This window comes from Niveispirillum sp. BGYR6, from assembly GCF_027568365.1.
Classification (GTDB): domain Bacteria; phylum Pseudomonadota; class Alphaproteobacteria; order Azospirillales; family Azospirillaceae; genus Niveispirillum.
Genome location: NZ_JANLNL010000002.1, coordinates 107,809 through 122,505, shown reverse-complemented (window position 1 = coordinate 122,505; position 14,697 = coordinate 107,809). Strand labels below are relative to the sequence as shown.

Below are 14,697 nucleotides of genomic sequence, written 5' to 3'. Positions count from 1 at the left end.
TCCTGAATTTATGTACGTAACGATCAAACGATATATCGTTTGTAACGTCAAGAGTAATTCAGGGACAGACCATCCGGTCACTTAACGTTGGAATTTGGGATCATGCGCGACGGAATGCGGGGGCGCGGCCATGGCCGCCAGGGGGAACGGGGTGACCATCACCCGGATGGCAACGGGCTGGGGCATGGTCGGCATGGGCGCGGCGGTGGCGGACGGGTCTTCGGTCCGGGCGACCTGCGACTGGTCTTGCTGGCCCTGCTGGCTGACCAGCCGCGTCATGGTTATGAGCTGATCAAGGCGATCGAGGCCATCTTTCACGGGACTTACAGCCCCAGCCCCGGCTCGGTCTATCCGATCCTGACCATGGCGGAGGAGTTGGGCCATATCGCCCCGGTGGAGGGCGATGGCGCCCGCCGCCCGCTGGCTGTTACCCCGGCAGGGCGGCAATGGCTGGCTGAAAATGCCGATGCGGTGGAACTGGCGCAGTCGCGGATGCAGTTCGCCGCCCGCGCCATGGTCAAGCGCACGGTGCCAGAGCCGGTAATGCAGAGCATGGAAAAGCTGAAAGCGGCCCTGGCCTTCCACGCGGACCAATGGACAGCGGCGGAGACGGCCAGGGTAAAGGCCATTCTGGAGCAGGCGGTGAAAGAGATTGGGGGCCTGCCGGAGACGGCGGCCCCCTGAACCTCAACCCTCACCGGCGTCGGGTGGTCAATGCCCTGCCCCGGCCCCACCGGCCAGGGCATTGCCGATGCCGATGATGATGGTGGAGCCCACCAGGGCGCCGATACCCGCCCAGACAAAGCTGCGGGTCCGGCGGGAGGTGCCGGCCCATTCCTTCAGCGCGAAGCCCCACAGGGTGGAGAACAGGATGATGCTGGCCATATGCAGCGTCCAGGAGGAGAAGCCATAGGCCCCCATCTGGCTTTCACCCATGGTGTAGAAGAAAAACTGCAGATACCAGAGCGTACCACCAAAGGCCGCCAGCAGATAGTTACGCAGCAGCGGCGGGCGTGCCCCGCCGTCGCGTACACGGCCCACCAGTTCCCCCAGGCTGCCATTGCGGAAGATCAGCCAACCGCACCAGAGGGCATTGGTGGTAAGGCCACCCACCAGCACCACACACAGCACCGGCAGCCCCTGCCACAACACGTCGGTACCAGCGGCCAGCGTCAGGTCACGGATCGGCTGGCCAGCGGCGAGGCCAAAGGCAAAGCAGCTGGACATGACACCGGAGAAGACAGCGACGGCCAGCCCCTTACGCAGGTCGAATTCGGCCACGCCGCCGCCCTGCCCGCCGGCCCCTTCCGCCTCCTTGGATTTGCCGGCCTTGGCCACCAGCACAATACCCACCAGTGTCACCAGAATGCCGGAAAGGGTGGCCCCGCCACTGGCCGTCTGCGCCAGATGCAGCAGGGAACCATCGAAAATCGGCGGCCCCAGCGTGCCGATCACCGTTGTCAGACCCAGCACCACGGCCATGCCCAGGGACAGGCCAAGATAGCGCATGGTCAGGCCGAAGGTCAGACCGCCGAAACCCCAGAGCAGGCCCCAGAACCAGCACCAGAACAGCGTGTCAGTCGGCGTTGCCCCCAGCACGCCGAACAGGTCGTTGGTGCGCAGGCCAGCAACGATCCAGGGCGCGATGGCCCAGGAGAACAGGCCGCCAACGATCCAGAAAATCTCCCAGGACCAGCGGTTGATGCTTTTATAGGGAACGTAAAAGCTGGCAGACGCCAGGCCGCCCAGCCAATGGAAAAGCAAACCAATCAATGGATTGGGCATTGGTACCATCCTCCCGTCAGGCCGCGTGTGTCGCGGCTCTTGCTTCTTGTCGGGTTGTCATGAATGCAAAAGGGGCGGTGCTGTTCGCACCGCCCCCAGAATATTTTCAATAGGTTGTACGTCCGCCGGAAATGTCGAAGGTGGACGCGGTGGTGAAGCTGCATTCCTGGCTGGCCATCCAGCAGATCATGGCCGCCACCTCATGCACCTCCCCCAGCCTGCCTGCGGGGATTTTGGAGAGCATATAGTCAATCTGGCTCTGCGGCAGCTGCTCCAGGATCGGGCTTTTGAAGGTGGCCGGGGTCAGGGCGTTCACCCGGATGCCGGTCTTGGCCAGTTCCTTGCCCAAGGACTTGGTGAAACCGATCACGCCCGCCTTGGAAGCCGAGTAGGCCGAGGCGTTCGGGTTGCCTTCCTTGCCCGCCACGGAGGAGACATTGACAATGCGGCCGTAATCGTTCTTCAGCATGTGCGGAATCACCGCGCGGCAGCAATAGAACAAGCCGTTCAGGTTGATGTCGATCACCCGGCGCCAGCTGTCCAGGGGGAATTCCTGCACCGGCACCGTAGCCCCGGTGATGCCGGCACTGGCCACCAGCACATCCAGCCGGCCCAGTTTGGCCGCCACGGCGTCGGCCGCTGCCTGCACGGCATCGGCATCCGTCACGTCCAGCTGCACGGCATCCACGGCACCCGTGGCCGCCTTGGCAGCGGCCAGCGCATCCAGGTTCATGTCCCAGATCACCACCTGGGCCCCTTCCTGCGTCAGCCGGGCCGCCACGTCGCGGCCCACGCCCGACGCACCGCCGGTGACGATGGCGACCTGTCCCTGGTAGCGGTTGGCATAGATGGTGCTGCTCATGCCACACCTTCCTGGGTCCAGGCCACCACGTCCTGGCGCTGTTCGCCCAGCTTGGAGATGCCCAGGCGGATGACGTCACCAGCCTTCAGGAATTTCGGTTCCGGCTTCAACCCCATGCCCACGCCCGGCGGGGTGCCGGTGGTGATCAGGTCGCCCGGTTCCAGGGTGATGAACTGGCTGATATAGGAGACCAGCTGGCGGCAGGTGAAAATCATCGTCCGGCTGTTGCCGTTCTGATAGCGGTGGCCATTCACTTCCAGCCACATATCCAGATCCTGCGGATCACCCACCTCGTCCGAGGTTACCACCCAGGGGCCGACCGGGCCGAACGTGTCACAGCCCTTGCCCTTGTCCCAGGTGCCGCCACGCTCGATCTGGAAGGCGCGCTCGGAGACGTCGTTGATCAGCACATAGCCAGCGACATGATCCAAGGCCGCCTCTTCGCTGACATAGCGCGCACGGCTGCCAATGACGATGCCCAGTTCCACTTCCCAGTCGGTTTTCACCGAATCCTTGGGGATCATCACCGGGTCATTGGGGCCGGTCAGGCAAGAAATGGCCTTGGTGAACAGAACCGGTTCGGACGGCACCGGCAGGTTGGATTCGGCCGCATGGTCCGCGAAATTCAGCCCCACGGCGATGAATTTGCGCACGCCATTGATCGGAATGCCGTAACGCGGGGAACCTTCCACGGCCGGCAGGCTGGCCGGGTCGATGGCGGCGATCTGGGCCAGACCGGCCGGTGTCAGCGTGTCGGGCGTGATATCGGCAATATGGCCGGACAGGTCACGGATGGTGCCGGATGCATCCAGCAGACCGGGCTTTTCCTGCCCCTTGGGGCCGTAACGCAGCAGTTTCATGGGTTTTTTCTTTCGTGATCGGAAATGGATGGGGGGCAGGCGCTGCGTCGAACATCCGGTGAGGCACCGTCCGTCCTTCCCCTTCTCCCGTCACCCATGCTGCGGCCGGGGTCCAGTTTCGTAGAGCAAAGCGCTTGTGACCCTGGACCCCGGCCTGCGCCGGGGTGACGGTTAGAAAGTGGAGTGGCGTCAAAAACGAAAACGTAGTCGACACAGCCCCCCCAGGCGTCTGTTACTTTCCCGCCCCCACATAGGGCCGGTGCAGGGCGACCTCGCGGTTCAGCTCCACACCAAACCCGGGCTTGTCGGACAGTTTCAGTTTGCCATTCACCGGCACCGGCTCACCCAGCAATTGCGGGTGGAACATCGGCACTACCTTGTCGGCCTTGGGCGCCATCATCAGGAATTCGGCGAACGGGCTGTTGTGCCGGGTGATGACGAAATGGTACGAATAAACTGACGAGCCGTGCGGAATGACCATGATGCCCCGGCTGTCAGCCATGTTCGCAATCTTGGTCAGTTCCGTCACGCCGCCACACCAGCCGACATCGGGCTGGATGATGTCGCAGCAATCCATTTCCATCAGCATCCGGAAGCCCCAGCGGGTGGCTTCATGCTCACCCGTGGTCACCAACATGCCCGGCGGGGCTGCCTTCTTCAGCGCGGCATAGCCCCAGTAATCGTCGGGCGAGAGCGCCTCTTCGATCCATTTCAGGCCGTATTCCTGCGCCTTATGGGCCAGCTTGGTGGCGTAATTCAGGTCCAGCGCCATCCAGCAATCGAACATCAGCCAGAAATCAGGCCCCACCCGCTCCCGCATGGTGGCCAGTTCCTCGATATTCTTGCGCAGGCCTTCCTCGCCCTCGGCCGGGCCATGATGCAGGGGCATCTTGCCGCCGATGAAGCCCATTTCCTTGGCCAGATCGGGCCGGGCACCGGTGGCATAGAAGGTCAGCTCATCGCGCACGGCACCACCCAGCAGGTGATAGACCGGCTCCTGCCGCAGCTTGCCCAGCAGATCCCACAAGGCCAGGTCGACGCCGGAAATGGCGTTCACCACCAAACCTTTGCGGCCATAATATTGGGAACCGAAATACATCTGGTCCCAGATCTTCTCCACTTCCACCGGGGAACGCCCGATCAGGAAGCGGGAGAAGTGCTTTTCCACCAGATAACAGGCGGGCTCACCCCCGGTGGTGACGGCAAAACCGACCGTGCCGTCGGCCGCCTCGATCTCCACCACCAGCGTGCCCAGCACATTGATGCCGAAGCTCTGCCGGCTTTGACGGTATTCGGGATACCGGCTCATCGGCGTGGCAATATGGTCGTCGATCCAATGGCCGTCGCCCTGGTCATGATAATCGGCACCGCCACCCCGCACCACATAGGCACGAACGTCGCGGATAAGGGGAAAGCCCATGATGCTGTCCACTCCCTGGAGGGGCGATCATCGCCCGTTCTCATTTATGGGATACTGTTCTATAAAATGGGACTTCGCCTGTCAATGATGTCGATGGGTGGGGTGGTTTGACAGGAGCGAGGGTGGGTAAAGCTCCCCCTTGCTGTCTATTTTGCTTTATGAGAGTTATGTCCGCAATATGGGACTCGCAATCGGAGGAAATGATGCTGCTTGAAGGCAAGACGGTGCTGGTGACGGGCGCTTCGCGCGGGATTGGTGCGGCGGTGGCGGTGGAATGCGCCCGCCATGGCGCCAATGTGGCGATCAATTATGCCAGCAGCCCGGATGCCGCCGATGCGGTGGTGGCCGAGATTGAGGCTTTGGGCCGCCGTGCCATCGCCGTGAAGGGCGACGTGGCCGACCCTGCCGCCGCCACCGCATTCGCTAAGGCGGCCGTCGATGCCTTTGGCAGCGTGGATGTGTTTGTTTCCAACGCCGGCATCTGCCCCTTCCACAGCTTTCTGGACATGCCGGCGGAGGTGGTGGACCGCACCATCAAGGTGAATCTGAACGGCGCCTTCTACATGACTCAGGCGGCAGCCAACCGGATGAAGGATCAGGGCAAGGGCGGTGCCATCGTCGCCATCTCCTCCATCTCGGCCCTGGTCGGTGGCGGGATGCAGACGCATTACACCCCCACCAAGGCGGGTGTGCATTCGTTGATGCAGAGCTGCGCCATCGCGCTGGGCCCCTATGGCATCCGCTGCAATTCCGTGCTGCCGGGTACCATCATCACCGACATCAACCGCGATGATCTGGCTGATGAGGCCAAGCGCAAATATATGGAAGGCCGTATTCCGCTGGGCCGCCTGGGCCAGCCGGAGGATATTGGCGGTGCCGTGGTCTTCCTGGCCTCCGACATGGCCAAGTATGTCACCGGTGCGGCCATCCTGGTGGATGGCGGTGCGTTTGTGAACTTGCAGTAAGCCTGCCAAAAAGAATGGGCCGCCGCTCTGGTCTGGAGCGGCGGCCCTTCTTGTATCAGGCCGCGCGGCGGTGGAACAGCCGCCGCAACCAGATGACGAAATCATCGACATAGGTGAAGATCACCGGCACCACCAGAAGGCTGAGCCCGGTGGAGGTGATCAGGCCGCCAATGACCACCACCGCCATCGGCTGGCGAAAGGCCGGATCAGCCCCCATGCCGATGGCGGTGGGCAACATGCCGGCCCCCATGGCAATGGTCGTCATCAGGATGGGCCGGGCGCGTTTATGACAGGCATCCACCAGCGCCTCAAACCGGCCCATCCCATGTTCACGCCGCGCCATCACCGCATATTCCACCAGCAGGATGGAATTCTTGGTGACGATGCCCATCAGCATCAGCAGGCCGATCACCGTCGGCATCGACAGGCTCATGCTGCAGATCAGCAGGGCGAAGATGGCGCCCCCCAGTGACAAGGGCAGGGCCGACAGGATGGTGACCGGCTGTAAGAAATCATGGAACAGCAGCACCAGCACGGCATAGATGCAGAAGACGCCGATGGCCATGGCCAGGCCGAATCCGCTCATCATCTCCGCCATGCGTTGCAGCTCCCCCTGCTCCACAATACGGATACCGCCGGGCAGATGGGCCATGGTAGGCAGGGCGCGTACCTCTTTCATCACCTCACCGATGGTACGGCCATTCAGTTCCACCGACAGGGTGATGTTGCGCGACCGGTCCAGCCGGCGGATCTGTGACGGGCCGCTGCCCATGGACAGGTCGCCCAAGGAGGCCAGGGCCACCTGACCATTGGCCCCCTTCACCCGCAACTGGCCAATGCTGTCCAGGTCGGTGCGGGCGGCCGGGTCCAGACGGACACGGATATCCACTTGCCGCTGTGACAGGTTGAGCTTGGCCAGTGCGGCGGAATATTCGCCATAGGTGGCCACGCGCAGCATGTCGGCAATATTCTGGCTGGACACACCCAGGGCGGCAGCGCGGGCATAATCGGGGTGGAAATGCACCTCCGGCCTTTGCAGGGCAGCGCTGGAGGTGACATTGCCGATCCCCTTGATGGAACGGCGGATTTCTGATTCCACCGTCGCCGCCGTCCGTTCCAGCAGGGCGCCATCATCGCCGGCCAGCACCAGTTCCAGCTTCTCCCCATTGCCGGCCCCGCCGACGGAAACACGCACCCCCGGCAGACCACGCAGCAACTGGCGGATATCGGCCTCAATGGCGCTCTGCTTGCGATGGCGGTCGCTGCGTTCCTGCAGGTCGACCGTCAGGGTCGCGGCACCAAAATCAGCGGTGCTACTGGAAATCAGCGCCCCGCCACTGACCGATGTACCGACGGAACTGAACACCCCCACCACCTCCGGCACTTGTTTGATCAATTCGGCGGCGCGGTGGGTCATTTCCGTGGTCTGGTCCAGGGTGGTGCCCGGCGGCAGTTCCAGGCTGACCCGGGTTTGCCCGCGATCCTGCGCCGGCAGAAAGCCCGATGGCAGCATTGGCAGGCAAAGCACCGCCACGATGAAGAAGGCCAAAGCCGCCGCCACGGTGCGCTTGCGCGCACCCAGACAACGATGCACCCAGGCCATATAGCGGCGCATCACCGGCCCGTCATGTTCCTCATGGTCGGTCGGTTTCAGCATATAGGCGGCCATCATCGGCGTCAGCAGCCGGGCCACCAGCAGGGAAACCAGCACCGCCACCGCCGCCGTCAGCCCGAATTCCCGGAAAATCTTGCCCGGAATGCCGCCCATGAAGGCAGTGGGCAGGAAGACGGCGACCAGGGTAAAGGTGGTGGCGATCACCGCCAACCCGATCTCGTCCGCTGCCTCCATCGCTGCCTGATAGGGGCTTTTGCCCATGCGCAGATGGCGGGCGATATTCTCCACCTCCACAATCGCGTCATCCACCAGGATGCCGATCACCAGCGCCAGTGCCAGCAGGGAGACGGTGTTGAGGCTGAAGCCCAGCAGATACATCAAGGCAAAGGTGGGGATGATCGACAGCGGCAGGGCGGTGGCGGAAATCAGCGTCGCCCGCCAGTCGCGCAGGAACCACCAGACAACCAGAATGGCCAGCACCGCCCCTTCATAGAGCAGATGCAGCGACCCTTCGTAATCGCTGATGATGGCGCTGACGCCGTTGGTAATTTCACTGATCTGCACACCCGGATGCTGGGCGGCAAACGCCGCCACCGCCGCCCGCGCCGCCTGCGCCACCGCAACATCGGAGAAACCCAGCGAACGGCTGACCTGGAACGCAATCACCGGCTTGCCATCGCGGAAGGCACGGCTGGACCGTTCGGCATAGCTGTCGCTGATGGTGGCGATATCGGCCAGCCGCACCGTGCGCCCGCCGGCCAGGGGGATGACCACCTGGCGCAGATCCTGCGGATCATCCAGGGCGGCCAGCGTGCGCAGCGACTGGCGCTGGCTGCCAATTTCCCCCAGGCCGCCGGAATTATCCTTCTGCATCGCCTTCAGGCCGCTGGCCACATCGGCGGCCGACACGCCCAGCCCCGCCATCAGCGTGGGGGAAAGATCGACCTGCACTTCCCGGCGGACACCGCCAACGCGGCTGACCTTGGCGACACCCTTCACCGCCTGCAGCGCCTTGGCCACATCATTATCGATGAACCAGGAAATCGCCTCCTCATCCATCCGGTCGGACGCCACCTCATAGGTCAGCAGAGAGCCGGAACTGGTGGTGATTTTGGAGACGACGGGGGTGCGCAGGGCCGCCGGCAGTTCCGGCATGGCCCCGTCCACGGCGTTGCGCACCTCATCCAGTGCCTCGTTGGTGTCCTTGTCGATGGTGAAGCTGACGCTGATATTGACGTTGCCGTCGCTGATCGTGGTGCTGATATGGTCCAGCAGCCGCAGGGAGGTGAGCTGATCCTCAATCTTGCGCGCCACCTCCGTTTCCAGCTGCTGCGGGGCAGCCCCTTCCAGGGTGGCGCTGATATTGATGGTGGGAATGTCCATATCCGGGAAGTTCTGCCCCCCCAGACGCTCAAACCCCAGGAAACCCAGCACGGTCAGCAGGATGAACAGCAGGACCGCCGGCACCGGATGCCGGATGGACAGGGCGGAAATATTCATCATTTCGCGGCCTTTCCATCATCGGCCATGCGCACAGGCATCCCATCGCTGAGGAAGGCGCCGCCGCTGGTGACGATGCGGGCCTGCGGGTCCAGCGGACTGGTGATTTCAACCCGCCCGTCACGCCGGCGCCCCAGACTGACCTGCTGCTGGCGCACCTTCATGTCATCCTGCAGCAGATAGACGTAAGAGCGGCCATCGCGCAGCACGATGGCCGTATCCGGCACGGTGATGGCGTTGCTGGGTGTCAGTTCCACCTGTCCGCTGGCATACATGCCGGCCCGCGCCGGGCTTTCCAGCGGCAGGCGGACATAGACGATGCCCCGGCTGGTATCGGCATTCAGGGTGGGAGAGACCAGCCGCACCAGCCCTTCCACCACCTGCCCGTCGGGCAGGGTCAGCACCGCTTTCAGACCCGGCTTGGCCTGGGCGAGCTGGCGGCTGTCCAGTTCCGCCCGCCATTCGATATGTCCCTGGCGGACCAGCCGGAACAGTTCCGTCCCCGCCGACGGCACCTGCCCCAGCAGGGCAGAGCGGGAGGAGACGAAGCCATCATCGGCCGCCACGATGCGGGACTGGCGCAGCTTGATGCGCGCCGTCTGCAATTGCGCCTCTGCCGAGGCGACATTCGCCTGCGCGGTCAGCTTGGCGATGCGGTACTGGTCCAGTTGCTGGGCGGACAGCGCCCCGCTCTGCCCCACCTTGGTGGCACGGGCGGCATCGGCCGTCGCCTGTTCCAGCGTTGCCTTGGCCGATGCCAGTGCTGCGACCAGCCGGTTTTCCTCCGCCAGCAGGGTGGCATCGTCGAACTGGGCCAGCACGTCGCCCCGCTTCACCCAATCGCCGACATCCGCCTTCAGGCTGTCGATACGCAGGCCGCCGACCTCCGCCCCGATGATCACTTCCTGCCAGGGGGCGATGGCACCGTTGGCGGTCAGCTGCATCGGCCAGGACAGTACCTGCGGCGGCGTCACGGTAACAGCCAGACTGCTGGCCGCGGGTGCCGGTTTAGCCGCCGCACCATCCGCCTTTTCCGGCGGCTTGCCACAGGCGGACAGGGCCAGCAGGGCGGCCAGCGCCAGCAGGGGCAACGGGCGGGGGCGGGTCGGGACTGTCGGCACGGGGAAGCTCCACCCATTAATGAATTGATGTTTCGGGGACATTATTGGCCGCCCTCCAGCTGCCAGCCGCCACCGGCTGCCTTGTAGAGCGCGATCCAGGAACGCACCTGTTCCTGGCGCAGATTGATAAGGGAAATCTCGGCATCCAGGGCGCTGCGCCGCGCCTGTTCCCGGTCCAGCAGGCTGGCATTGCCGGCCCGCCAGCTGGCATCAATGGCCTGGAAATGGCGCTGGTAACCATCGGCCGCACGGGCGGCATCGGCCTGCCGGCGGGCGCTGGTATCCAGCTTCACCAGGGTCTGCTCCACTTCCAGCACCGCACTGCGCACCTGGACGCGATAGCTGGCCACCGCCTGGGCATAGGCCGCCTCTGCCCGGGTGACGGCGGCGGCGCGGCGGCCGGCATCGAACAAAGGCAGCGACAGGCTGGGACCATAGGACCAGGTGGTGGCGCTGCCATTGCCGCTGTCGGCAATGCCGATGCTGCCGGTCAGGCTGAGGCTGGGCAGACGGTCGGCAATAGCCGCCCCGATCTCCGCATTGCTGGCCGCCACTTCGCGTTCCAGGGCCGCCACATCGGGGCGCTGGCGGATCAGGTCGGCGGGCAACTGGGTGATGGAAAGCTGGGCCGGCTGCGGCAAAGCCCCCTGCCCCTCTGCCAGCATCTGCCGCACCGCCGGTTCATCGCCACCACTGAGGGAGACGAGGCTTTTGACAAGCAATTCGCACTGGCCCCGCTGCTGGGCGGCCTGCGACCGGCTTTGCGCGGCGCTGGCATCGGACAGGGCGCGGTCACCGGGGGCGGTGAAGCCCGCCTCTTCCTTGATGCGGGTCAGATCAATGGTGGATTGCTGGGATTGGGCCTGCTGGTCATAGGCAGCGGCCAGCAGGGTGCAGCCGCGATATTGCACATAATAATCCGCCACCTCCGCCGCCAGGGAGACGCGGGCATCGTGCCATTCATCGGTGCGGGCCTGGATACGGGCATCGGCCGCCTCTGCGGTGCGGCGGTTTTTGCCGAACAGGTCCAGTTCCCAGCTGGCATCCAGCCGGCCGCTGCGGTTTTCACTGATCACCCCGTTGCCGGCCACGGCCTGCCGGCTGCGCGTATCGCCGGCTGTGGCATTGACCGCCGGGAACAGGGCGCTGCGGCTGCTGGTCAGGGTGGCCCGCGCGCTGTCAATCCGGGCCAGCGCGCGGTCAAGCGTGGGGCTGTCGGCCTCTGCCATCCGCTGCAGGCGGGTCAAAACCGGATCATTGAACTGACCCCACCAGCCCAGCAGGCTGCCCCCCTGGCCGCCATGGGGTTGCGGGGCCGCCCAGGCGGGGGCCAGTTTGGCCACGGGTGGCGATTGGTAATCCGGCCCCAGGGTACAGCCGGACAGGGCCATACCCGCACCCAGGACAAGATAAAGGGAACGTCTCATTCTTATTTTCCCCTGCCGGCCGCTTCGGGCCATCACGCTGCATGGCTTAGCGCAGGTGAATGTTTATCGGGGTATCGAAAGGGTAAAGTTGGGTAAAGTTGGTGTGACACCCGGCCAGGACCGGCGCAACAAGGGGCACTTGCCCCGCCGGCCCCGGCCGGGTTTTGCAATCATGATGGCCCGGCCATGACGCATGTGCTGCTTGTTGATGATGACCGCGAACTGACGGCGATGCTGGCCGAGTACCTGACCCGTGAAGGGTTCGAGGCGCGGGCCGTGCATGATGGCCAGCAGGGGGAGACAGAGGCGCTGTCCGGCCGCTATGACATTGTGGTGCTGGATGTGATGATGCCGCGCCTGTCGGGGATTGAGGTTTTGCGCCGCATCCGGGCGCGCAGCCAGATCCCCGTGCTGCTGCTGACCGCGCGGGGCGATAATGTGGACCGCATCGCCGGGCTGGAACTGGGGGCCGATGATTATGTGCCCAAGCCCAGTTCACCCGGTGAACTGGTGGCGCGGCTGCGCGCCATCCTGCGCCGCACCGGTGTACAGCGGCCGGAAAATGGGGCAGCCGAAACCCTGGTCTGCGGGGCTTTGGCAATCAACCCCGGCACCCGCACCGCCCATTGGCAGGGCAAGGCGCTGGAACTGACTGGCACGGAATTTTCGCTATTGGAGGAGCTGGCCCGCCATGCGGGACAGTTGGTCAGCAAACAGCAATTGTCGCTGAATGCCCTGGGCCGGCCGTTGACCCGGTTCGACCGGCGGATCGATGTGCATATCAGCAGTATCCGGCAGAAACTGGGGCTGCGCGGGGATAACCAATCATGGATCGTCAGTGTGCGCGGCCAGGGCTATCAGTTGGTCAGCGAGTGAGGCCAAATTGTCGAAGGCCAAGCCTTCGGCAGTTTGGCGGCCAGCGACCGCTGGCCCGCGCACCCATGTGCGCGTGAGCCAAGCCAACGGATGTTGGCGCCCGGCGATTGAGGGAACCTGAAATCTCCCTTGGTCGGTGACGAGCAAGGGAGATGGGTATGAGACCCGGGCGTCTTTTTTGGAAACTGTTCCTGTGTTTCTGGCTGGCCACCACCCTGTCCTTCACCGTGCTGTTCGCCATTTTTGAATATAAGGAGCGCAACGGGCCGGAAAGTGGTTCCTGGCTGCGCACGGCCCTGTTCATGACCATATCCAGCATGGTGGAGGCGCAGGGACCGGACGCCGTGTCGCCCATCATCCGCCATGCCAACCGGGAGAATGAGCAGTTCAGCTTCACCGAACTGACGCCCGGTACCCGGATGACCACGCCGCCGGAGGGGGCGAGCAAGCTGTTGAAAAGTCCGGATGGCCGGCTGTTCCTGCTGCAAAGCCGGCTGCCCATCTGGCAAAAGCCGAACCATCGGCTGCCCTTTGCCATCGGCACCATGTTCAGCATCCTGTTCAGCGCCCTGCTGGCCTGGCACCTGTCGCGGCCCCTGCGCCGGCTGGGGGAGGCGGCGCGGGCTGTGGCGTCCGGCCAGCTTTCCACCCGTGTCGGCCCGCTGATGGGCCGGCGGCGGGACGAGATTGTTGATCTGGTGCGGGAATTCGACCGGATGGTGGCACAGTTGCAGCAGACGCTGGAGGCGCAGCGCCGTCTGCTGCACGACATCTCGCACGAGCTGCGCTCCCCACTGACCCGCCTGCAGGCGGCCATCGGCCTGTTGCGCCAATCCCCCGATGAACAGCAGGCCATGCTGGCCCGGATCGAACGCGAATCTGAACGGCTGGATGAGCTGATTGAGGAATTGCTGACCCTGGCCCGGCTGGAATCCGGCCAGCAGAACTTACCTTACGAAAAGGTCGATCTGATCGAACTGCTGGGCGCGATTGCAGAGGATGCGGGATTCGAAGCGGCGGCCAAGGGCGCGCGGGTCTGCCTTGCCAGCGATCCCGCCTTTGTCTCCTGGGTCAGCGGGGAAATGCTCTACCGCGCCTTTGAAAATATCGTGCGCAACGCGGTGAAATTCACCGATCCCGGCACGGAAGTGCGGATCGAGGCACGGGTGAGCGGGGAGCATCTGCACCTGACCGTCAGCGACCATGGCCCCGGCGTGCCGGCGGACATGCTGGACAGCATTTTTGAACCCTTCAAGCGGCTGGAAACCACCGGCGATGTGCCGGGCCTGGGCCTGGGGCTGTCCATCGCCCAGCGTGCCGTGCAGATGCATGGCGGCCAGATCAAGGCCCTGGTCGGCTCACCCCGCGGGCTGATCATCCGGGTGGAATTGCCCCGGCGGGAGGGGTGAGGCAGGGGCAGGCCACGGCCCGCCCCTGCCCGCACCTGATCGTCAGATCAGCCCTTCGGCCTTCAGCGCCGCCTGCACCGCCGGACGGGCGGCAATGCGGGCACGGTAAGCGCTGAGATGGGTGAAGCCGGCCAGATCGATGCCGACAAAGCCGGTCCAGCCCAGCACGGTGAACAGATAGGCATCGGCCGGGGTGAAGCTGCCCCCCACCAGATAGTCACGGCCATCGGCCAGCAGCTTTTCCGTGAAATCCAGCCGGCGGGTCAGCAGACCCTTGGCGGTTTCCTTGGCCGCCGCGTCAAAGCTGGGGTTGAACAGCGGGGAGAAGGATTTGTGCAGTTCGGTGGCGATGAACAGCAGCATTTCCGTCACCCGCGCCCGGCCCAGCGCATCGGCGGGCAACAGACCGGCGGCCGGGTTCTTTTCCGCCACATAAAGGGAGATGGCGGCCCCCTCCGTCAGCAGACTGCCATCATCCAGCAGCAGGGCCGGGATATAGCCCTTGGGGTTGAGGGCTGTGAAGTCGGCGCCGCTGGCCGTCTTCTTGGTCGCCAGATCGACCGCCTCGATCTCGAACGTCTCACCGGCCTCACGCAGGACGATATGGGGGGCCAGGGAGCAGGCACCGGCCTTGTAATAGAGCTTCATCGTTCCAACCATCTGCAACGGATGCGGAAAGCCCGGAAATGGGCGGCGCAGCATCGCAGAGCCCTTTACCCGTTGTACAGGGGCCAGATGAGGCCACCACCGCAGACCGGACGCGGCAGGTCGCCGCAAGCGGTTTATGATCGGATTATTCAATCTGACGCCAATACAGCCATGCGGGAACGCCGGGCGAAGATGCTATGTTGTTTTCT

At 64.3% G+C, this 14,697-nt stretch carries 12 protein-coding genes; 4 read left to right on the top strand and 8 right to left on the bottom strand.

What is annotated here, in order from left to right; all coding sequences use genetic code 11:
* Positions 1 to 102 precede the first annotated feature (102 nt).
* Positions 103 to 684 (top strand): PadR family transcriptional regulator, encoded by a 582-nt coding sequence (locus PCJ49_RS04475; RefSeq protein ID WP_269909916.1) that lies wholly within the window; start codon positions 103 to 105, stop codon positions 682 to 684.
* Positions 685 to 711: 27 nt separating this feature from the next.
* Here the strand turns inward: PCJ49_RS04475 and rhaT are convergent, their stop codons facing one another.
* The 4 genes from rhaT to rhmD all read right to left on the bottom strand — a co-directional run bounded on the left by rhaT (position 712) and on the right by rhmD (position 4,927).
* On the bottom strand, positions 712 to 1,785 hold the full coding sequence (rhaT, locus tag PCJ49_RS04470; RefSeq protein ID WP_089289611.1) for an L-rhamnose/proton symporter RhaT: 1,074 nt from the start codon (positions 1,783 to 1,785) through the stop codon (positions 712 to 714).
* Positions 1,786 to 1,891: 106 nt separating this feature from the next.
* Complete coding sequence (locus tag PCJ49_RS04465; protein ID WP_269909915.1) at positions 1,892 to 2,647, bottom strand: SDR family NAD(P)-dependent oxidoreductase; 756 nt, start codon at positions 2,645 to 2,647, stop codon at positions 1,892 to 1,894.
* Positions 2,644 to 3,507 (bottom strand): fumarylacetoacetate hydrolase family protein, encoded by an 864-nt coding sequence (locus PCJ49_RS04460; protein ID WP_269909914.1) that lies wholly within the window; start codon positions 3,505 to 3,507, stop codon positions 2,644 to 2,646. The genes PCJ49_RS04465 and PCJ49_RS04460 overlap by 4 nt, the downstream gene beginning before the upstream one ends.
* A gap of 232 nt (positions 3,508 to 3,739) precedes the next feature.
* Positions 3,740 to 4,927 carry an L-rhamnonate dehydratase gene (gene rhmD, locus PCJ49_RS04455; protein ID WP_089289614.1) on the bottom strand — a complete coding sequence of 396 codons (1,188 nt, stop codon included), beginning with the start codon at positions 4,925 to 4,927 and terminating at the stop codon, positions 3,740 to 3,742.
* 200 nt (positions 4,928 to 5,127) lie between these two features.
* Between rhmD and PCJ49_RS04450 the strand changes: the two genes are divergently transcribed.
* Positions 5,128 to 5,892, top strand: a complete 765-nt coding sequence (locus PCJ49_RS04450) for an SDR family NAD(P)-dependent oxidoreductase (protein ID WP_269909913.1) — start codon at positions 5,128 to 5,130, stop codon at positions 5,890 to 5,892.
* Between the two features lie 55 nt (positions 5,893 to 5,947).
* Here the strand turns inward: PCJ49_RS04450 and PCJ49_RS04445 are convergent, their stop codons facing one another.
* The 3 genes from PCJ49_RS04445 to PCJ49_RS04435 are packed head-to-tail and all read right to left on the bottom strand — an operon-like array spanning position 5,948 to position 11,555.
* Positions 5,948 to 9,010, bottom strand: a complete 3,063-nt coding sequence (locus PCJ49_RS04445; protein ID WP_269909912.1) for an efflux RND transporter permease subunit — start codon at positions 9,008 to 9,010, stop codon at positions 5,948 to 5,950.
* The gene (locus PCJ49_RS04440) at positions 9,007 to 10,128 is read right to left on the bottom strand and encodes an efflux RND transporter periplasmic adaptor subunit (RefSeq protein WP_269909911.1); all 1,122 of its coding nucleotides are present in this window, start codon (positions 10,126 to 10,128) and stop codon (positions 9,007 to 9,009) included. Before PCJ49_RS04440 ends, PCJ49_RS04445 begins: the two co-directional genes overlap by 4 nt.
* A 41-nt stretch (positions 10,129 to 10,169) precedes the next feature.
* Positions 10,170 to 11,555 carry an efflux transporter outer membrane subunit gene (locus PCJ49_RS04435; RefSeq protein WP_269909910.1) on the bottom strand — a complete coding sequence of 462 codons (1,386 nt, stop codon included), beginning with the start codon at positions 11,553 to 11,555 and terminating at the stop codon, positions 10,170 to 10,172.
* A 186-nt stretch (positions 11,556 to 11,741) separates the two neighbouring features.
* Here PCJ49_RS04435 and PCJ49_RS04430 point away from each other — a divergent pair, with 186 nt between their 5' ends.
* Both PCJ49_RS04430 and PCJ49_RS04425 read left to right on the top strand, forming a co-directional pair.
* Positions 11,742 to 12,431, top strand: coding sequence for a response regulator transcription factor (locus PCJ49_RS04430; protein WP_269909909.1), 690 nt, complete (start codon positions 11,742 to 11,744; stop codon positions 12,429 to 12,431).
* 158 nt (positions 12,432 to 12,589) lie between these two features.
* Positions 12,590 to 13,840: a HAMP domain-containing sensor histidine kinase gene (locus PCJ49_RS04425; RefSeq protein WP_269909908.1), complete on the top strand. Its 1,251-nt coding sequence runs from the start codon at positions 12,590 to 12,592 to the stop codon at positions 13,838 to 13,840.
* A 42-nt stretch (positions 13,841 to 13,882) separates the two neighbouring features.
* On the opposite strand, the gene gstA is transcribed toward PCJ49_RS04425, so the two are convergent.
* Positions 13,883 to 14,542 (bottom strand): glutathione transferase GstA, encoded by a 660-nt coding sequence (gene gstA, locus PCJ49_RS04420; protein ID WP_347710421.1) that lies wholly within the window; start codon positions 14,540 to 14,542, stop codon positions 13,883 to 13,885.
* Positions 14,543 to 14,697 lie beyond the last annotated feature (155 nt).